Raw genomic sequence first — 18401 nt, 5'->3', positions numbered from 1 at the left:
ATCCGCTCCGCGTTGCGTTCCAGCGCAATCCTGTATTCATCATGCAGGGATTCTGGAACATGAAACGCACCAACATATCGCTGGCAGCAGCCCTCCTGTTGTCCACAACCTCTTATGGCCAGACCATCCCGAACGAGGCCACGCCCGGCGAGGCCAGGCACGACGCTCGTGACGGGCTGAAGGTTTTTTCGCCGATCACTGTTAGCGCAACCATCAGGCCGGAAGATGTCGCCACGCAATCCATTTCCGCCGATGAGCTGAAAAGGACTGGCGGAAACAACTTTGGCACCATCATGCGCTACCAACCGCTGATCAGCGCATCAGGCGTGAATAATGGTTCCCGCAACGGCAAATCGGGTTTTGACCGCGGCGGTTACAGCAGCTACAACATTCGCGGCCTGGATGGCAACCGGGTGGCGCTGGATGTCAACGGCATTCCCTTGCCGGACGCCACCGGGCGCAGTTACGCGGTCTCCAGCGGCGAAGATACTTTTGGCATTGGCCGCGACTACATCGACCCCTATCTTTACGGCCAGGTGAACATCACTTCCGGATCGGCGCGCCAGAACACGGTCAAGAACGTGGTCGGCGGCTCCGTGTCATTCATCAGCAAATCCCCGGACGCCTACCTCACGGACGGTAAACGCAGCTACCTGGAATACACCGGCGAGTTCGACACCTCCGATCATGCCTGGCACAACGGCGCAACCACCGCGTTCGGCAATGACAGCGCCCGGGCATTGTTCGCCTACAGCCGCCGTGATGGCAGGCAAACGCAGAACAACAGCGGCTATCTGGATACTTATCCGATGCGCTGGCATTCCGACGCCGCGCTGATCAACGGCGTGATCGACACCGGCGGCAGCGGCCGCATCATAGGCACCCTGGATTTCTATCGCAAGTCCAGCCGCGAAAGCGCGCCCATGTATAAAAAGCTGAACAGCCGCGCCCCCCACGAAAGCGTCGTCGGCGCAAGCAGGCAGCGGAATTCCACGCAACGCGATTCGATCAGCCTGGCGCACGTTTTCACGCCGCGAAACAACGCGCTGATCGATACGATGGAAAGCAAGGTCTTCTATCAGCAAACGCGCGTTGGCGATGACACCGTTTCAGCGCAGGATATCGTCACTTCATCCAGGTCGTGGTCGACCGGAATGGAGACGGAGAACCCCTTGGAGAATGTTTCGACCTTCTCCAACATGAACACCAAGACGTATGGCCTGCAAAGCGAAATCACCAAGGACTATGGCGCCCAGGCATTGAATTACGGCGTGAATTTCTCGATAACGGATTTTTCCCGGCCGTTTGAACAAGTCGGCGCGGACTATCCCACCTTGCAGCCACAGGGCAACAACAGAACCTATGACACGAATGTGTGGCTGAGCGACACCATCACCATCGGCGCGTTTTCGGTGATGCCGGGACTGAAATATTCGTGGCACAGGATCAATCCGCAGGGCTTCGAGGCGCCATCCGACGACAACGCGCTGGGCGCTTTGACGCTGGCGGAAATCAACGAAATACATGGCAAGACGTTTACGGACGGCAAGCTATTGCCTTCACTGACCGTCATGTATGCCTTCAACCCGGAGTTCCACACCTACCTGCAATACAAACGCGGCGTTTCGTATCCCACCAGCAGCCAGATAGCGGGAATCTGGCTGCATCCCAGGATTGGACGCGCCTCGCCGGCCATGGTCGGCAATTCCGATCTGAAGTCCGAAACCAGCAATCAGTTTGAACTCGGGGTGGCTGGCAAGGCAGCCCGTGGCCTCATGGTGCGCGGCAGTGTCTTCTACAACCGTTACGACAACTTCATCTATAACCGCAAGTACGCCTTGAGGGATTACCAGACAGGCGCGCCGAAACCTGGCGTGGAAAGCCTGCTCGCCAGATTGCCGGCCTCGATTTCCAGCCTCACCATCGCCGAAAACCGCGACAAGGCCTACATTTATGGCGCCGAGGTGGTCACCCGGATCGATTATGGCGCGCTGTTCGGCGCAGCCCATGGGCTGAGCAGCACTTTCGCCCTGGGGTACAACCAGGGCAAATCGAAATCATCGTATTCGGGTGATGGCTGGGTGGAACTGGACAGCGTGCTGCCCGTCAAGGCCATTGCATCGTTGGCCTGGGATGACCCTGAAAACCGCTACGGCGCAAGCATTACCGCCACCTTCGTCAAGGGCAAGCAAGCCGTCGATCCCGTCCGGCAGAACTTCCCGAACAATGGCAGCCTGACGTTCGAGGAGTATTCCGGCAAATACGAAAAGAATTACATGCGCATTCCGGGATACAGCATTCTCGATCTGGCGGCTTATTACAACGTGAAGAAGCACCTGACGGTGGCGATGGGCGTCTACAACCTCACCAACCGCAAGTATTGGGAGTACGCCAGCAACAAGCGCATGACGATGGGCTCGGACCAGGACCAGCGTGATATCGCCCTGGGTGTCGCGCCTGGCAGGACCTACCAGTTAAGCGTCACCGCGATCTTCTGACCCCATCCTTTTCCGTTTCCGGTGGCGGCTGCGCGTCCGTCGGCGCAGCTAGCCGCCCCGGCGCGCGCGCAGCAGCTTGAACAGGGCCGCGCCGACCACCGGAACGATGGCCGCGGCCAGGCCGATCAGGACGATGGTGTTCAGGTGTTCCCTCACCAACGGGATGTTGCCGAAGAAATAGCCCGCCGCCACCAGGCTCACCACCCACAACAGCGCGCCCAGGATGTTGAACATCTGGAAGCGCGACAACGGCATGTCGGCCACGCCGGCCACGAACGGCGCGAACGTGCGCACCACCGGAATGAAGCGCGACATGACGATGGTCTTGCCGCCATGCTTCTCGTAGAACGCATGCGTGCGCATCAGCGCCCCACGATCCAGGAAGCGCAGGTTCATCGAGAACACGCGCGGCCCGAGGTAGCGGCCGATGGCGTAGTTCACGCTGTTGCCGGTAATCGCGGCCACGATCAGCAGCGCGCCCAGCAATACCGGATCCAGGCTGCCCGTGGCGCCGAAGGCGCCAGCGATGAACAGCAGGGAGTCTCCCGGCAGGAAGGGCAGCACCACCAGCCCGGTTTCCGCGAAAACGATCAGGAACAGCACCAGATAGACCCACACGCCGTACTGCTGGACCCAGACGCCAAGGGTCTGGTCGATGTGGAGCACCATTTGGAAAAAATCGAGCATCAATACGTCCCTGGAAGCGGAAGGGGAATCAGGCCACGACTATAGCCCACCGTGTCCAGAGGCTAAAATCCTCCCTATGGCTACACCGGAACACCCCATGACAGAACGCCGCTCCATTCTTGCGCTGCCCGACCTGCTGATCAGCCAGATCGCCGCGGGCGAAGTGATCGAGAGACCCGCCTCGGTGCTCAAGGAAATCCTCGAGAACGCCATCGACGCCGGCGCCCGCGCGATCGAGGTGCGCCTGGAGGGCGGCGGCATCCGCCGCATTGCGGTGACCGACGACGGCGGCGGCATTCCACCGGAAGAGCTGCCGCTGGCGCTGGCGCGCCACGCCACCAGCAAGATCCGTAACCTGCACGAGCTGGAATCGGTCGCGTCCATGGGGTTCCGCGGCGAGGCGCTGGCCTCGATCGCCTCGGTGGCGCAGGTATCCATCATCTCGCGCACCCGCGATGGCGAGCATGCCTGGCAGATCCAGGCCGGCAGCATGCAGGTCACGCCCGCGTCGGGCCCGCCTGGCACCACCGTGGACGTGCGCCAGCTGTTCGACGCGGTGCCGGCGCGCCGCAAGTTCCTGCGCTCGGAAGCCACCGAATTCGGCCACTGCGTCGACGCCATGGAGCGCATCGCGCTGGCCCATCCGCAGATCGCCTTCCGCCTGTTCCACCACGACCGCGCGCAGCGCCAGTGGCTGCCGGCCGAACCGCCGCAGCGCATCCGCGACGTGCTCGGCGCGGAATTCGCCGAACATGGCCTGCTGCTGTCGCACAGCGTCGGCACGGTCAGCCTGGCCGGCATGATCACCCGCCCCACCGCGGCCCGCGCCCGCGCCGACCGGCAGTATCTGTACGTCAACGGCCGCTACGTGCGCGACCGCACCGTCAGCCACGCGCTGCGCGCCGCCTATGCCGACGTGCTGCATGGCGACCGCCAGCCGGCCTACGTACTGTTCCTGGACATCGACCCGGCCGCGGTCGACGTCAACGTGCATCCGGCCAAGCACGAGGTGCGCTTTCGCGACAGCGGCGCCGTGCACCGCTTCGTCAACCACGCGGTCAGCCAGACGCTGGCGCAGACGGGCGGATCGTCGGCGGTGGCGCCGGCCGCGGCGACGCGCGATGACGATGACGGATTCGAGACCGTGGCGCCATCAGCGCCCACGACAACCGGCGGCTTGCCCGCCTCCGCGCCGGCCGACACGCCTCGCCCCGGCTATACCGGCGCCAGCCCGGGCGCCGCGCCCGCCTACGGCCTGCGGCCCTCGCCGGCGCCGCAGCGCCCGCACACGCAGGTGCCGTTCCGCCTGCACGCCGAGCCGGCCGGGATTCCCGCCGCCGACTGGCAATCGCTGTATCGCCCCCTGACCGAAGACACCGCCGCGCGCGTCGAGCCGCTGCGCGACGTGGCGGCGCTGGCGCCGCAGGCCGCGCCCGCGCCGACGCTGCCGGCCGACGAGGAACACCCGCTCGGCATGGCGCTGGGCCAGTTGCACGGCATCTACATCCTGGCGCAGAACCGCCGCGGCATGGTGCTGGTGGACATGCACGCGGCCCATGAGCGCGTGGTCTACGAACAACTCAAGCAGGCGCTGGACGCGCGCAGCCTGCCGCGCCAGGACCTGCTGGTGCCGGTGGTGTTCCACGCCCAGGAAAAGGATGTGGCGGTGGTCGAGGAATTCGAGGAACAGCTGGAAGACCTCGGCTTCCAGATGCGCCCCTCGGGCCCCACGTCGATCGCGGTGCGCTCGGTGCCCGCCATCCTGGCGCGCGGCGACATCGAGACGCTGGCGCGCGCCGTGCTGCGCGACCTGGCCGGCGTGGGCGTGTCGCGCCTGCTGACCGAACAGCGCAACGAACTGCTCTCGACCATGGCCTGCCATGGCTCGGTGCGCGCCAACCGCAAGCTCACGATCGAAGAGATGAACGGCCTGCTGCGGCAGATGGAAGCCACCGAGCGCGCCGACCAGTGCAACCACGGCCGGCCCACCTGGGTGCAATGGTCGGTGTCCGACCTGGACAAGCTGTTCCTGCGCGGGCAATAGATCTTGTCCGTGTCCGCCCCTCCCCTCGTCATCTGCCTGGCCGGCCCCACCGCGGCCGGCAAGAGCGCCTCCACCCTGGCGCTGGCCGAACGCTGGCCGCTGGAAATCATCAACGTCGATTCCGCCACCATCTACCGCGGCATGGACATCGGCACCGCCAAGCCGTCACCGGCCGAACAAGCGCAGGTGCCCCAGCACCTGCTGGATATCCGGGACCCGGCACAGTCGTATTCGGCGGCCGAATTCCGCGCCGACGCGCTGCGCCTGATCGACGCGATCCGCGCGCGCGGCCGCATTCCGCTTCTGGCCGGCGGCACCATGATGTACTACAAGGCGCTGCGCGACGGCCTGGACGACCTGCCGCAGGCCGACCCGGCCTTGCGCGCCGAACTGGAAGCCCGCGCCGCCCGTGACGGCTGGCCGGCGCTGCACGCCGAGCTGGCGCGGCTCGACCCCGTCACCGCCGCGCGCCTGGCGCCCAACGACAGCCAGCGGATCCAGCGCGCGCTGGAGATCTGCCAGTTATCGGGCCAGCCCATGTCGGCGCTGCTCGGCCGCCAGCGCGCCGCCGCCGGCGACGACGACAACCGCTACCTGACCATCAGCCTGGAACCCTCGGCGCGCGCCGCGCTGCACGCGCGCATCGAACAGCGCTTCGACGCGATGCTGGCCAGCGGCCTGTTGGAAGAAGTGCGCGGCCTGCATGCACGCGCCGACCTGCACCCGGGCCTGCCGTCGGTGCGCTGCGTCGGCTACCGCCAGATGTGGGCCCATCTCGACGGCGAGATCAGCCTGGAGGAAGCCCGCGAGCAGGGCATCGCCGCCACCCGCCAGCTGGCCAAGCGCCAGATCACCTGGCTGCGGGCCCAGCCCGAGCGCGTGATCGTCGACTGCCTGGCGGCCGACGCGGTGGCGCAGACCATCGACGCGGTGGCCGCGGCGCTGGCCGACGCATCCTGACGCAAGCGGCTGCGGGCCTTCGGGCCCTTTCGCCGCAACCGGCCGCCCGCGACGGCGACCAATCACTGGATATCGAGATGATGGACATCAACGAAGCAAGCACGTCTTTCGCCGCCATGCTGCGCAAGCAGCACGAGGCCTTGATCGGCGAAATCCAGCGGTTGCTCCGCGAACGCCCGTTCACGCTGGACCAGGGCGTTTCCAGGGAGACCGTGGACGCCATCCACTTCGAGTACGACTGGGAGTCGTTCGCTCCCGTCGCGATTCCCTTGAACACGCGTTCCGGCTACTGTGGCCGGGGCCTGCGGCTGGCATTGCAGTACCCGTTGATTCCGCCCGATGTCGACGCCGCGTTGACCGAAGCCATGGACAACGAGGACGACGATTTCGGCGATGAACTGCGCGAAATAATGACGGAGACCTACCTCGCCTGGTTCCAGGCGGCCTGGCGCGACGCGCGGGACGCCAATCGGCAGGTGCGCGGCTTTCTGTCCGTTCACGACACCATCTGGCGCACGGACCTGGATACGGGAGAAGCATTCCGCGAGGACGCGGGCCGGGTCAAGTTCTTCTAGCCGGACAGCGAAATAAAAAACCCGCCACCAGGGCGGGTTCTTCATTGCGAGGCCAGCCGGCTCAGACCACCACGGTCTGCGGCATGCCTTCGGTCTGGGCGACGATCTCGCCCAGCTTGCTGACGGTTTCGCCCTGCTCGCGCAGCGTGGCGGCGATGGCGTCGGCCTGGGCCGGATCCACCACCAGCACCATGCCGATGCCGCAGTTGAAGACGCGGTACATCTCGGTGTCCTCGACGCCGCCCTGCTCCTGCAGCCACTGGAACAGCTTGGGCATTTCCCAGCTGTCGCGCCGCAGGCGGGCCGACAGGCCGTCCTGCAGGATGCGCGGCACGTTGTCGAGCAGGCCGCCGCCGGTGATATGGGCCAGGCCCTTGATGGCGCTGCCGTGCTTGGCCAGCGCGGCCAGCACCTGCTTGACGTAGATGCGGGTCGGGGCCATGACCACGTCGACCAGCGGCTGGCCGTGGAAGTCGTCGTCGGGCTTGGCGCCGGCGCGTTCCAGGATCTTGCGCAGCAGCGAATAGCCGTTCGAGTGCGCGCCGCTGGACGCCAGGCCAAGCACCACGTCGCCGACCTTGATCGACTTGCCGTCGATGATGGCCGACTTTTCGACCGCGCCCACCGCGAACCCGGCCAGGTCGTATTCGCCATCGGGGTACATGCCCGGCATTTCGGCGGTTTCGCCGCCGATCAGGGCGCAGCCCGACAGTTCGCAGCCCTTGGCGATGCCGCCCACCACCGACGCCGCCGTGTCCACCGAAAGCTTGCCGCAACCGAAATAATCCAGGAAGAACAGCGGCTCGGCGCCCTGCACCAGGATGTCGTTGACGCTCATCGCCACCAGGTCGATGCCGACGGTGTCGTGGCGGTTCCAGTCGAACGCCAGGCGCAGCTTGGTGCCGACGCCGTCGGTGCCGGAGACCAGCACCGGCTCCTTGTAGTGCTTGGGCACTTCGAACAGGCCGCCAAAGCCGCCGATACCGGCCAGCACCCCGGGGCGCATGGTGCGCGCCGCAAGCGGTTTGATACGGTCGACCAGGGCGTCGCCCGCGTCGATGTCGACACCGGCGTCACGGTAGGTCAGGGGAGCTTTGGGTTGATTCGTCATGAGAAATGCCGTGGGATATGTAACAATTGCTGGGAATTGGGGTGGAACGCCCTGCATTTTACGATGTTGCGGCCCGGTCCTGGCCAGCGCCCGGCGAAAGCCGCCGGCGGCGGGCGGGACGGCCCCGGCCCGGCGCGGCGCCATTTTGGCGCAAACCCAAGCCAGGCAAAGGGCTTGGACGCGACACCGGCGCCCCGGGTGGTTTAAAGTGTAGGGTTGGCCGATAGCGATTTTGCCAGTTTCTGGCGGGCAACGCCGCCGCCGGCCGTGGGCTCACCCTGGAGCCTGGCTCTACCCGCCTGATCGATAACCTCTCATGAACCGCCAGCTGCTGCTCGACGTTCTTCCCGCGCCAGCGCCCTCGCTGAACAACTTCATCGCCGGTCCCAACGGAGAGGCGCTGGCGGCCGTGCGCACGCTTGCTCCCGGCCGCGCGCTGTACATCTGGGGCGCGGCCGGCTGCGGCCGCAGCCACCTGCTGCGCGCGCTGACCGCGCGCCCCGACGCTGTCTACATCGAAGCGGCCAACAGCGCCAACATCCTGCGCGTGCTGGCCGAGGCCGATTCCAAGTCGCCCATGCCCAAGTTCGTGGCGGTGGACGACGTGCACCTCATGGACGAGCACCGCCAGGCGGGCCTGTTCGCCCTGTACAACCGCTGGCGCGAATCGGCCGCCACCGGCCGCGCCTTCGCGCTGGCCGTGGCGGGCGACCGCTCGACGCTGTCGATGCCGCTGCGCGAAGACCTGCGCACCCGGCTGGGCTGGGACCTGGTGTTCCGCCTCGATCCCCTTTCCGACGCCGACAAGCTGGCGGCGCTGGCGGCCCAGGCGGCCCAACGCGGCCTGCACCTGGCGCCCGAAATCATCAACTGGATGTTGACGCACCACGAGCGCGACATCCGCAAGCTGGCGGCCTTGCTGGACGCGCTGGACCGATACTCCCTGGCCACCGGCCGTCCCATCACCCTGCCCCTGCTGCGCGCCATGCTCGCAGACCCGGATTCACAACGCACATGACCTCCCGACGTCTCGCCCTGTTCGACCTGGATCACACCCTGCTGCCGCTGGACAGCGACTACCAATGGGCCGACTACCTGGCGCGCACCGGCCGCGCCGGCGATCCGGACGAGGCCCGTCGCCAGAACGACGACCTGATGGACCGCTACAACCGCGGCGAACTCACCGCCGAACAGGCCGCCGAGTTCATGCTGGGCCTGCTGGCGGCGCACGCGCCGTTCGACCTGGCCGCCTGGCACGAGGCCTTCATGGCCGAGGTCATCCGCCCGTCGATCACCCCCGCCGCGCGCGCGCTGGTCGAATCGCACCTGGAAGCCGGCGACCTGTGCGCCGTGGTCACCGCCACCAACAGTTTCGTCACCGCCCCCATCGCCCGCGCCTTCGGCATCCCCCACCTGGTGGCCACCGACGCCGAAGTCCAGCGCGGCCGTTACACCGGCCGCATCCTCGGCACCCCCAGCTTCAAGGAAGGCAAGGTGGTGCGCGTGAACGACTGGCTGGCCGCCATGGGCCTGGGGCTTGCGGATTTCCCCGAATCGTTTTTCTATAGCGATTCGGTCAATGATGTCCCGCTGCTCGAAAAGGTGACCCGCCCGATCGCCGCCAACCCCAGCCCCACCCTGCGCGCCATCGCCCAGGAACGCGGCTGGCAAGTGATCGATCTGTTCGACCACGTCATAGATGCCAAGTCCTAAATGATCACCGAAACCATAAAAAAATTCGTCGGCCGACTGTTCGCGCCGGCAGCCCGGGGGCCTTTGCGCATCGGACGCGACAAGCACGGCATCGACCGCCGCAATGTCTCGCGCCACGCCATCAAGGTATGCGAGGTGTTGCGCCAGCATGGCTATGAAGCCTATATCGTCGGCGGCGCGGTGCGCGACCTGATCGTCGGCCTGGAACCCAAGGACTTCGACGTCGCCACCAACGCCACGCCCGAACAGATCCGCCCGCTGTTCCGCCGCGCCCGCATCATCGGCCGCCGCTTCCAGCTGGTGCACGTGGTGTTCGGCCAGGAAATCATCGAGACCTCCACCTTCCGCGCCCCCGCCTCGGAAGACCAGGAAACCGACGCGCACGGCCGCATCCTGCGCGACAACGTGTTCGGCACGCACGAGGAAGACGCGGCGCGCCGCGACTTCACCATGAACGCGCTGTACTACGACCCGCACAACGAGGAAGTGATCGACTTCCACAACGGCGTGGCCGACCTGAAGAAGCGCCAGATCCGCATGATCGGCGACCCGGCCAAGCGCTACCGCGAAGATCCGGTGCGCATGCTGCGCGCGGTGCGTTTCGCCGCCAAGCTGAACGGCACGATCGACCCCGCCACGCGCCAGCCGATCCGCACCATGGCCGACCTGATCGAGAACGTGCCGGCCTCGCGCCTGTTCGACGAGATGCTCAAGCTGCTGACCTGCGGCCACGCCATGGACTGCCTGCGCCAATTGCGCGCCGACGGCCTGCACAACGGCCTGCTGCCGCTGCTGGACGTGGTGCTGGAACAACCGGGCGGCGAGCACTTCGTGGAACTGGCGCTGGAACGCACCGACGCCCGCGTGCGCGCCGGCAAGACCATCAGCCCCAGCTTCCTGTTCGCCGCGCTGCTGTGGCAGCAGGTGGAGGTGCGCTGGAAGCAGCTGCGCGCCCAGGGCGAACACACCATCCCGGCGCTGTCGCAGGCCGCCGACTCGGTGCTCGACGAGCAGACCGAGAAGCTCGCGATCCAGCGCCGCTTCTCGTCGGACATGCGCGAAATCTGGTTCATGCAGCCGCGCTTCGAGCGCCGCATGGGCAAGACCATCTTCCGCATGATCGAACAACCGCGCTTTCGCGCCGCCTGCGACTTCCTGCAGCTGCGCGCCGCCGCCGGCGAGTTCGACAGCGTGCTGGCGCAGTGGTGGATGGACCTGGCCAACGCCGACGATGCCACCCGCGCCGACATGATCGAGGAAGTCTCGCGCCTGCCGCGCGAAGCCAGCGACGGCCCGGCGCCGGCCGCGCGCAAGCGCCGGCCGCGCCGCCGCTCGTCCTCGCGTGGCGCGGGCAGCGCCGCGGGCGGTGCCGGCGGCGCCGAGTAAAGCCATGGCCGCCCCCGTGCGCGCCTACATCGGGCTGGGCGCCAACCTGGGCGACAGCGCGGCAACGCTGCGCAGCGTGCTGGCCGAGCTGGCCGCCACCGACGGCATCGTCGCGGTGACGGCCTCGCCGTTCTATCGCACGGCGCCGGTGGAGGCCACCGGCCCGGATTTCGTCAACGCGGTCGCGGCGCTGGACACCACGCTGGCGCCTCTCGACCTGCTGGATCTGCTGCAGGCGCTGGAATTGCGCCATGGCCGTGAGCGGCCCTACCGCAACGCGCCGCGCACCCTTGACCTGGACCTGCTGCTGCATGGCGACGCCGCCATGGCGCATGAGCGCCTGATCCTGCCGCACCCCCGCATGCAGTTGCGCGCCTTCGTGCTGCGCCCGCTGCGCGACCTGGCGCCGACGCTGACGCTGACCGGCCGCGGCCTCGACGCCTGGCTCGGCGACATCACCGACCAGCCGATCGAACGGCTGGACTGAACCGCGCCGGGCGGCGCGGTTGCCCCGCCTTCCTGATTACCTTGAAGATCGGCCCTGCGGCCGCGTCACGCCTTGGGCGCGAACGCCAGCATGGCGCGTTCGACGTCGTCCACGCCGGGGAGCCCCGCCTCGTTGCCCAGGTGCTGGATCTTGTGCGCCGAGGCGGCGCGGGCGAAGGTGAAGTGTTCCTTCCAGGCCAGCTCGGGCCGGTTGAGGTACGACCAGACATAGGCGCCGTGGAACACGTCGCCCGCGCCGGAGGTGTCGATGATGCGGTCCGCCGGCACGTCCAGCGACGGCAACGTGTCGACCTTGCCGCTTTCGTCGTACCAGAGCATGCCGCGCTCGCCCAGCGTCACCGCGCCGATGCGGCAGCCGCGCTGCTTGAGCAGGTCCAGCAAGCCGTGCGGCGACAGGTCGAGCTGTTCGCACATGCGTTCGGCGCAGACCGCCACGTCGATGTGGCGCAGCAGTTCGTCGGTGTTCTCGCGCACGCCGCCGCCGTCCAGCGAGGTCAGGATGCCGGCCTGGCGGCAGGCGCGCGCGTAGTGCAGCGCGGCGTCGGGCTGGTGGCCGTCCAGGTGCAGCGCGCGATAGCCATCGACGTCCAGGCGCGGGAAATCGTTCAGGTAGTCGGCATCGCGCGCCCGCACAATGGCGCGCTTGCCATGGTTGGGCATGATGAACGACAGCGACGAGCGCCGCACCTGGCGCCCGTGCAGCGTGACGCCGTGCGCGGCCGCCATGTCGGTATACATGTGGCCGAGCCAGTCCGGCGCCAGCGAGCAGATCAGGTCGGGCCGGGTGCCCAGCTTGCCGCAGGCGAACGCCGCGGTGACGGCATTGCCGCCGAACGACACGGCGTAGTCGCGCGCCACGCTTTTCTCGTCGCCGGTAGGCCATTCGTCGGCCAGCACGGTGACGTCGATGTAGGTATGCCCGATGAAAAGCGCTGCACTCATGAGACCGTCCGCGGAAAGATTTGCCGGATTGTAGGCCGGACACCGCCGGACGGGATCAAGCGGCGCTGGCTTCGCCTGCCTGCGCCAGCACGCGGCGGGCGCGGGTGATGACGGGCGCGTCCACCATCTTGCCGTCCAGCATGAAGGTGCCGGCGGCCTTGTCGCGGTGCGCGTCAACCACGCGGCGGGCCCAGGCCAGCTCGGCCGGATCGGGCGCGAAGGCGGCGTGGATCACCGGCACCTGCGCGGGATGGATGCACAGCATGCCGCCGAACCCCATCTGCTGGGCGCGCGCGGCGGCGGCGGACAGCCCGGCGTGGTCCTCGACCCCCGGGAACACGCCGTCCAGCGCCGGCGCCAGCCCGGCGGCGCGGGTCTGCAGCAGCACCTGCACGCGGGCGTGGTCCAGCACGGCTTCGGCGCCGGCGGTGTCCGGCGCCAGGCCCAGGTCCAGGCCGTAGTCGAGGCTGCCGAACGCCAGCCGCGCCACGCCGGGCGTGCCGGCGACCTCGGCGGCGTTGAGGATGCCGCGCGCGGTTTCCAGGATCGGAATGACCGGCAGCCCCGCCTGCGCCACGTGGCGCACCTGCGCCAGGCTTTCGGCCTTGGGCAGCAGGATGCCGGCCACGGCGGGCTTGCCGCGGCAGGCCTTCAGGTCGTCGTCGTGCCACGAGGTGGAGGCGTCGTTGATCCGCACCCACACCCGCGCCTGCGGCTGGGTGCCGAGGAAGTCGCAAAGCGCTTCGCGGGCCGAGGCCTTGGCCAGGTGCTCGACCGCGTCTTCCAGGTCGACGATGACGGCATCGGCGCCGCTGGCCAGGGCCTTGGGGATGCGTTCGGCACGGGAGGCCGGCACGAACAGCGCGGTACGAACGACGGAATGCATCACACCACCTCCGAAGCATGGAAGCGCGCCACCTGTTCGGGCGCGTATCCCAGTGATGCTAGCACCGCATCCGTGTTCTCGCCCACGGCGGGCACCGCCGCCATGCGCGGCGCGAAGGCGTTGCTGCTGGCCGGCGGCAGCAGCGCCGGCAGCGCGCCGGCCGGGCTGTCGACCTGGCTCCAGCGGTCGCGCGCCCGCAATTGCGGGTGGGCCCAGACCCCGGCCATGTCGTTGACCCGGGCGTTGGCGATCTGCGCGTCTTCCAGCCGGTCGGTGACCTGCTGCACGCTGAGGTCGGCGAAGGCCGCGACGATCAGCGCGCGCAGGGCCTCGCGGTTGGCGGTGCGCAGCGAGTTGGTGGCGAAACGCGGGTCCTCGGCCAGCTCGGCCTGGCGCAGCACCTGGGCGCAGAACACGCGCCATTCGCGTTCGTTCTGCAGGCCCAGCATGATGGTATTGCCGTCGCCGGTGGGGAACGGACCGTAGGGATAGATCGAGGCGTGGGCCGCGCCGGCGCGCACCGGCGGCGCCGCGCCCTCGAACGCGTAGTACATCGGGAAGCCCATCCACTCGACCATGCTCTCGAGCATGGAGACGTCCAGGCGGCTGCCCAGGCCGGTCTTCTGGCGCAGCAGCAGCGCGTTGAGAATGGCGGAATAGGCGTACATGCCGGCCGAAATGTCGGCGATGGAGCAACCGGCCTTGACCGGGTCGTCGGCGGTGCCGGTGACAGACAGGAAGCCGCTTTCGCTCTGGATCAGCAGGTCGTAGGCCTTCTTGTCCTGGTAGGGACCGCCTTCGCCATAGCCGGAGATGTCGCAGACGATCAGGCGCGGGTGCCTGGCGTGCAGCGCCTCGAACGACAGCCCCAGGCGCGCGGCGGCGCCGGGCGCCAGGTTCTGCACCAGCACGTCGGCCTGTTGCAGCAGGCGTTCCATGATGTCGCCGGCTTCGTCGCGCTTGAGGTCCAGCGTCAGGCTTTCCTTGGAACGGTTGGTCCAGACGAAGTGCGACGACAGGCCGCGCACGCGCTCGTCGTAGCCGCGGGCGAAGTCGCCCGCGCCGGGGCGTTCGATCTTGATGACGCGCGCGCCCATGTCCGCCAGCTGGCGGGTGCAGAACGGGGCGGCGATGGCGTGTTCGAGGCTGACGACGGTAATGCCGTCCAGCGGGCGGGGGGCAGGCGTGCTCATGCGGTGAACCTCAGTTCGGCCTGGTGGGCCAGCGTGCCGTCCTGCTCGGCCCAGAGCCGGGCCAGGCCCGGTTCCTCGAGGCGGCCGGCGACCTGGAAGGGCGTGGGTGAAACCAGCGGCCGCAGGCCGCGATACGACAGGTGCGTGGGACGGGCGCCAGGGTGGGCGCGCAGGAAGGCGGCGACCATCTCGGTGGCGATCAGCGGGCCGTGCACCACCAGGCCCGGATAGCCTTCGGTGCCGGTCACGTAGGGATGGTCGTAATGGATGCGGTGGCCATTGAAGGTCACGGCCGAATAGCGGAACAGCAGCACCGACGAGGGTTCGATGGTGTCGCGCCACTGCGCCTGCGGCGCCGGCTCGGTGCCGGCGAGCTTGGGCGGCGTGGGCTGGCGGTAGACGATGTCCTGCTCTTCCAGGATGGCCACCTCGCCGTCCTGGCGGTACTCGTGGCGCACCGTCACGAACAGCAGCGCGCCGGTGCGGCCGGCCTTTTCCTTGACGTCGGCCACCACCGAGACCCGTTCGGCCGGCACGCCCACCCTAAGCGGCTGGCGGAATTCGACGCGGCCGCCGGCCCACATGCGGTTGCGGTCCTGCGCCGGCGGCAGGAAGCCGCCGCGGGCCGGGTGCCCATCCGTCCCCAAGCCATCGGCCGCCACCGTGCTGATGAAGAACGCCCATTGCCACAAGGGGGGCAAGGGGTCGCCCACGGCGGGCGCCGGGCCGCCCAGCGTGGCGGCGACGCGCGCCGCATGGCCGGGATCCAGCGCGTCCGCCTGGCGCTCGCCGCTGCCGATCCAGCCGGCCGGGTCTGTCGATGTCATGCCGATATTCCTCTGATGATTGATCTGGTGGCTAGCATCCCGCATGGCGGGGACACTGTGAATTCATTTTTCCTCAAGGCCGGCTTTGGGGCGCCTGAATCGTGCGCCCGGCGGCCGCCGCCGTAATATAGGCGCCATGCACTTCGATCTCGCCGACCTCCGCCTGTTCATCCACATCGCCGAATCCCCCAGCCTGACGCAGGCCGCCAAGCGCGCCCACCTGTCGCTGGCCGCGGTCAGCGTGCGCATCAAGGCGCTGGAGAACCAGCTCAACACCCGCCTGTTGTACCGCGACAGCCGCGGCGTGGAAATCACCCCGGCCGGCCAGCGGCTGTTGCAGCACGCGCGGGTCATCATGCGCCAGGTCGATCACCTGAAGCACGACTTCCAGGAGCAGGCCGATGGCGATGCCGGCCACATCCGCATCTTCGCCAACACCACGGCGGTCACCGAATTCATGCCGGACATCCTGGCGCGGTTCCTGGCGGGCCATCCCGGCGTCACCGTCGACCTGCAGGAACGCCTGACGCGCGACATCGTGCGCGGCGTGCTGGACGGCACCACCGACCTGGGCATCGTCGCCGGGCCGGTCGACGCGCCCAAACTGCAGACCATCCACTTCAGCACCGATCGGCTGGTGCTGGTGGTGCCCAACGGCCATCCGCTGCAGGACCAGGACAAGGTCAAGCTGGCCGACGCGGTGCGCTATCCGTTCATCACCATGCATGAGGGCTCGACCCTGGTGGCGTTCCTGCGCGACCAGCTCGAGCGCATCGGCCAGCGCCTGCCGCAACGCATCCAGCTGTACAGCTTCGATTCCATCTGCCGCATGGTGCAGGCGGGCGTCGGCGTCGGCGTGATCCCGGATTCCGCCGCGCGCCGCTACGGCGCGGAGATGAAGCTGCGGGTGGTGGAGCTGGATGAGCCCTGGGTGGTACGCGAGCGCAAGCTGCTGGTGCGCGACGTTGACGCCCTGCCCGGCTGCGCGCGTGAACTGATCGAGCAGATCCGGCAGCCGGCGGCCGCCTGACGCGCTGGCGGCGGGAGGCGCCCCAACCGTCCCGCGCGCCGCGATGCCACGTCCAGCAGGCTGTTCACACGACACGCCGCCTCGCGCCGCAAGCCCTAGCGCCCCGTGAACGCCGGCGCGCGCTTCTGCGCGAAGGCGCGCATGCCCTCCAGGTAGTCGTCGGTATAGCCCAGCTCGCGCTGCAAGGCGCATTCCAGGTCGAACTGCTGCGCCAGCGTGTTGCCGCTGGACGCATGCAGGGCGGTCTTGGTCGCGGCATAGGCGCGAGTCGGCCCGGCGGCCAGCGTGGCGCGCACGTCAGCCAGGGTGGCCTCCAGGTCCGCGTCCGGCACCACGCGCCAGATCAACCCCCAGGCCTCGGCCTGGCGCGCGCTGACGGCCTCGCCGAACAAGGCGGCGCCCATGGCGCGCGCCGAGCCCACCAGGCGCGGCAGGAACCAGGTGCCGCCCGCGTCCGGCAACAGGCCGATCTTGCTGAAGGCCTGGATAAAGCGCGCCGACTCCACCGCGAACACCACGTCGCACGCCAGCACCAGGCTGGCGCCGGCGCCGGCCGCCACGCCGTTCATGACGCACACCACCGGCGCCGGCAGCGCGCGCAGCCGCAGGATGAGCGGCTTGTACAGTTTTTCCAGGTTCTCGCTCAGGTCGCGGCGCGAACCGTCCTCGGCCGGCTTGCGCTCGCCCAGGTCCTGGCCGGCGCAGAAGCCGCGGCCGGCGCCAGTCAGGATCACGCCGCGCAAGCCGGCGTGCGCCTCCAGCGCGTCCAGCGCCCGCGCCAGCTCGGCGTGCATGACGGCGGTAAAGCTGTTCAGGCGCTCGGGGCGGTTCAGGGTGATGACGCCAACGCCCTGCTCCAGCGTGAACGTGATCTCGGTGTAGCGGTCATGGCTCATGCCAGTTCCTCCAGCACCGCCAGTTGCTCGGCGCTGTCGCCCAGCAGCAGGTCCGCCACCGTCAGACGCTTGAAGTAGTCGCCCACCTCCAGCTCGTCAGTCATGCCCATGCCGCCATGCAATTGCACCGCCATCTGCGCCACCAGCCGGCCCGCGCGCGCGATTTCGAGCTTGGCCGAGGCCAGCATGCGGCGGCGCTGCGCCGGCTCGGGTTCGGTCAGCGCGGCCACCGCCACGTAGGCCATGGATAGCGCCAGTTCCTTGGCCACCAGCATTTCCGCCAGGCGGTGCTGCAAGGCCTGGAACGCGGCCAGCGGCTGGCCGAACTGCTTGCGCGTCTTCAGATAGTCGACGGTGATTTCGAGCAACCGCTCCATCGCGCCCGCCGCGTGGGCGCATAGCGCGGCCGTCCCCCATTGCAGCGCGTGCGCCAGGGCCCCGTCGGCCGCCTCGCCCCGCGCCAGCAGCGCGTCCGCGCCAAGCGGTGCCGCGTCGAAATCCAGGCGGGCGCAACGCGCGCCGTCCAGCGTTGGCGTGTCGGTGACGCGTACCCCAGTGGCATCCGCCGGCACCGCCAGCAGCAGCGTGGCGCCGTCGTCGGCCCGCGCGCTCACCAGCCAGGCATGGGCCGCGGCGCCATGCCATACCAGGTGCTTGGCGCCGTCCAAACGCCAGCCGTCGCCGTCGCGCGTTGCGCGGCAGTCATTCGGATCGGCCTGGTAGCGGCGTCCGGGTTCCTGGTACGCCACGCTGACCACCTGCCCGCCCGAGGCGATGGCGGGCAACCAGCGCTCACGCGCGGCGGCGTCGCAGGCGCCGATCAGGGCCGCGCCCATCACGGCGCTCGGGATCACAGGCTCGGCCACCAGCCCGCGCCCCAGTTCCAGGTGCACCGGCAGCAGGCTGGCCGGCACTTCGCCGAAACCGCCCGCTTCCTGCGGAATGTTCAGCCCCAGCACGCCCAGCTCGGCCAGCGCGTTCCAGGCCGCCGGATCGAGCCGGCCGGCGGCCTCGCGGGCGCGGCGCCGAGGCCGGGTCCATGCCTGGTCCACCAGGCGGCGCAGGCTGTCGGCCAGCATGCGCTGTTCTTCGGTATAGAGGAAATCCATGTGTCGTGCTCCTTGCGGCGCGCGCCTGTCTTGCAAT

At 68.4% G+C, this 18401-nt stretch carries 17 protein-coding genes; 9 read left to right on the top strand and 8 right to left on the bottom strand.

Translation table 11 applies throughout. The features are described from left to right. Positions 1–59: 59 nt before the first annotated feature. Positions 60–2498 (top strand): TonB-dependent receptor, encoded by a 2439-nt coding sequence (locus ABFG95_RS19480; RefSeq protein WP_348994849.1) that lies wholly within the window; start codon positions 60–62, stop codon positions 2496–2498. A gap of 48 nt (positions 2499–2546) precedes the next feature. On the opposite strand, the gene ABFG95_RS19475 is transcribed toward ABFG95_RS19480, so the two are convergent. Next, on the bottom strand, positions 2547–3185 hold the full coding sequence (locus ABFG95_RS19475) for a VTT domain-containing protein (RefSeq protein WP_080977319.1): 639 nt from the start codon (positions 3183–3185) through the stop codon (positions 2547–2549). 97 nt (positions 3186–3282) lie between these two features. Here ABFG95_RS19475 and mutL point away from each other — a divergent pair, with 97 nt between their 5' ends. The 3 genes from mutL (at position 3283) to ABFG95_RS19460 (ending at position 6764) form a co-directional block, all read left to right on the top strand. Continuing rightward, positions 3283–5229: a DNA mismatch repair endonuclease MutL gene (gene mutL, locus ABFG95_RS19470; RefSeq protein WP_238923007.1), complete on the top strand. Its 1947-nt coding sequence runs from the start codon at positions 3283–3285 to the stop codon at positions 5227–5229. Positions 5230–5232: 3 nt separating this feature from the next. Further along, a complete protein-coding gene (gene miaA / locus ABFG95_RS19465; RefSeq protein ID WP_238909592.1) occupies positions 5233–6189 on the top strand; it encodes a tRNA (adenosine(37)-N6)-dimethylallyltransferase MiaA in 957 nt (318 codons plus the stop codon). A gap of 77 nt (positions 6190–6266) precedes the next feature. After that, on the top strand, positions 6267–6764 hold the full coding sequence (locus ABFG95_RS19460) for a hypothetical protein (RefSeq protein ID WP_348994848.1): 498 nt from the start codon (positions 6267–6269) through the stop codon (positions 6762–6764). A 61-nt stretch (positions 6765–6825) separates the two neighbouring features. On the opposite strand, the gene purM is transcribed toward ABFG95_RS19460, so the two are convergent. Further along, entirely contained in the window at positions 6826–7875 is a 1050-nt protein-coding gene (gene purM / locus ABFG95_RS19455; protein ID WP_049071544.1) for a phosphoribosylformylglycinamidine cyclo-ligase, read from the bottom strand. Positions 7876–8191: 316 nt separating this feature from the next. Here purM and hda point away from each other — a divergent pair, with 316 nt between their 5' ends. From hda to ABFG95_RS19435, 4 genes are read left to right on the top strand one after another with little or no spacing between them, the layout of a single operon-like run. Next, positions 8192–8893, top strand: a complete 702-nt coding sequence (hda, locus tag ABFG95_RS19450; RefSeq protein WP_049071543.1) for a DnaA regulatory inactivator Hda — start codon at positions 8192–8194, stop codon at positions 8891–8893. Continuing rightward, positions 8890–9588 carry an HAD family hydrolase gene (locus tag ABFG95_RS19445; RefSeq protein WP_049071542.1) on the top strand — a complete coding sequence of 233 codons (699 nt, stop codon included), beginning with the start codon at positions 8890–8892 and terminating at the stop codon, positions 9586–9588. The genes hda and ABFG95_RS19445 overlap by 4 nt, the downstream gene beginning before the upstream one ends. Continuing rightward, the gene (pcnB, locus tag ABFG95_RS19440) at positions 9589–10974 is read left to right on the top strand and encodes a polynucleotide adenylyltransferase PcnB (protein ID WP_278992704.1); all 1386 of its coding nucleotides are present in this window, start codon (positions 9589–9591) and stop codon (positions 10972–10974) included. Positions 10975–10978: 4 nt separating this feature from the next. Next, positions 10979–11461, top strand: a complete 483-nt coding sequence (locus tag ABFG95_RS19435; protein ID WP_348994847.1) for a 2-amino-4-hydroxy-6-hydroxymethyldihydropteridine diphosphokinase — start codon at positions 10979–10981, stop codon at positions 11459–11461. A gap of 65 nt (positions 11462–11526) precedes the next feature. Here ABFG95_RS19435 and ABFG95_RS19430 read toward each other — a convergent pair whose 3' ends face one another. Genes ABFG95_RS19430 through ABFG95_RS19415 form a run of 4 tightly spaced genes read right to left on the bottom strand, consistent with a single transcriptional unit; the run spans position 11527 to position 15329 of the window. Further along, entirely contained in the window at positions 11527–12423 is an 897-nt protein-coding gene (locus ABFG95_RS19430) for a sugar kinase (protein WP_059269364.1), read from the bottom strand. 55 nt (positions 12424–12478) lie between these two features. Next, on the bottom strand, positions 12479–13312 hold the full coding sequence (locus ABFG95_RS19425; RefSeq protein ID WP_049071535.1) for a CoA ester lyase: 834 nt from the start codon (positions 13310–13312) through the stop codon (positions 12479–12481). Next, a complete protein-coding gene (locus ABFG95_RS19420; protein WP_336731414.1) occupies positions 13309–14502 on the bottom strand; it encodes a CaiB/BaiF CoA-transferase family protein in 1194 nt (397 codons plus the stop codon). The genes ABFG95_RS19425 and ABFG95_RS19420 overlap by 4 nt, the downstream gene beginning before the upstream one ends. Continuing rightward, positions 14499–15329 (bottom strand): MaoC family dehydratase N-terminal domain-containing protein, encoded by an 831-nt coding sequence (locus ABFG95_RS19415; protein WP_054416460.1) that lies wholly within the window; start codon positions 15327–15329, stop codon positions 14499–14501. Before ABFG95_RS19415 ends, ABFG95_RS19420 begins: the two co-directional genes overlap by 4 nt. A 136-nt stretch (positions 15330–15465) precedes the next feature. Between ABFG95_RS19415 and ABFG95_RS19410 the strand changes: the two genes are divergently transcribed. After that, positions 15466–16359: a LysR substrate-binding domain-containing protein gene (locus ABFG95_RS19410; protein ID WP_278992706.1), complete on the top strand. Its 894-nt coding sequence runs from the start codon at positions 15466–15468 to the stop codon at positions 16357–16359. Between the two features lie 95 nt (positions 16360–16454). Here ABFG95_RS19410 and paaG read toward each other — a convergent pair whose 3' ends face one another. Both paaG and ABFG95_RS19400 read right to left on the bottom strand, forming a co-directional pair. Then, the gene (gene paaG, locus ABFG95_RS19405; protein WP_348994846.1) at positions 16455–17255 is read right to left on the bottom strand and encodes a 2-(1,2-epoxy-1,2-dihydrophenyl)acetyl-CoA isomerase PaaG; all 801 of its coding nucleotides are present in this window, start codon (positions 17253–17255) and stop codon (positions 16455–16457) included. Further along, on the bottom strand, positions 17252–18364 hold the full coding sequence (locus ABFG95_RS19400) for an acyl-CoA dehydrogenase (protein ID WP_278992708.1): 1113 nt from the start codon (positions 18362–18364) through the stop codon (positions 17252–17254). Before ABFG95_RS19400 ends, paaG begins: the two co-directional genes overlap by 4 nt. Between the last annotated feature and the right edge of the window lie 37 nt (positions 18365–18401).

This window comes from Achromobacter sp. HNDS-1 (assembly GCF_040084795.1).
GTDB classification, from domain to species: Bacteria; Pseudomonadota; Gammaproteobacteria; order Burkholderiales; family Burkholderiaceae_B; genus Achromobacter; species Achromobacter ruhlandii.
This window is presented reverse-complemented; position numbering and strand designations above follow the sequence as displayed.

Coding starts and splice junctions, on each gene's coding strand:
- ABFG95_RS19430 (WP_059269364.1), bottom strand. CDS start 12,423: ATGAGTGCAGCGCTTTTCATCGGGCATACCTACATCGACGTCACCGTG.
- ABFG95_RS19475 (WP_080977319.1), bottom strand. CDS start 3,185: ATGCTCGATTTTTTCCAAATGGTGCTCCACATCGACCAGACCCTTGGC.
- ABFG95_RS19415 (WP_054416460.1), bottom strand. CDS start 15,329: ATGACATCGACAGACCCGGCCGGCTGGATCGGCAGCGGCGAGCGCCAG.
- paaG (WP_348994846.1), bottom strand. CDS start 17,255: ATGAGCCATGACCGCTACACCGAGATCACGTTCACGCTGGAGCAGGGC.
- ABFG95_RS19400 (WP_278992708.1), bottom strand. CDS start 18,364: ATGGATTTCCTCTATACCGAAGAACAGCGCATGCTGGCCGACAGCCTG.
- mutL (WP_238923007.1), top strand. CDS start 3,283: ATGACAGAACGCCGCTCCATTCTTGCGCTGCCCGACCTGCTGATCAGC.
- ABFG95_RS19460 (WP_348994848.1), top strand. CDS start 6,267: ATGATGGACATCAACGAAGCAAGCACGTCTTTCGCCGCCATGCTGCGC.
- pcnB (WP_278992704.1), top strand. CDS start 9,589: ATGATCACCGAAACCATAAAAAAATTCGTCGGCCGACTGTTCGCGCCG.
- ABFG95_RS19445 (WP_049071542.1), top strand. CDS start 8,890: ATGACCTCCCGACGTCTCGCCCTGTTCGACCTGGATCACACCCTGCTG.
- ABFG95_RS19410 (WP_278992706.1), top strand. CDS start 15,466: ATGCACTTCGATCTCGCCGACCTCCGCCTGTTCATCCACATCGCCGAA.
- ABFG95_RS19420 (WP_336731414.1), bottom strand. CDS start 14,502: ATGAGCACGCCTGCCCCCCGCCCGCTGGACGGCATTACCGTCGTCAGC.
- ABFG95_RS19435 (WP_348994847.1), top strand. CDS start 10,979: ATGGCCGCCCCCGTGCGCGCCTACATCGGGCTGGGCGCCAACCTGGGC.
- purM (WP_049071544.1), bottom strand. CDS start 7,875: ATGACGAATCAACCCAAAGCTCCCCTGACCTACCGTGACGCCGGTGTC.
- hda (WP_049071543.1), top strand. CDS start 8,192: ATGAACCGCCAGCTGCTGCTCGACGTTCTTCCCGCGCCAGCGCCCTCG.
- ABFG95_RS19480 (WP_348994849.1), top strand. CDS start 60: ATGAAACGCACCAACATATCGCTGGCAGCAGCCCTCCTGTTGTCCACA.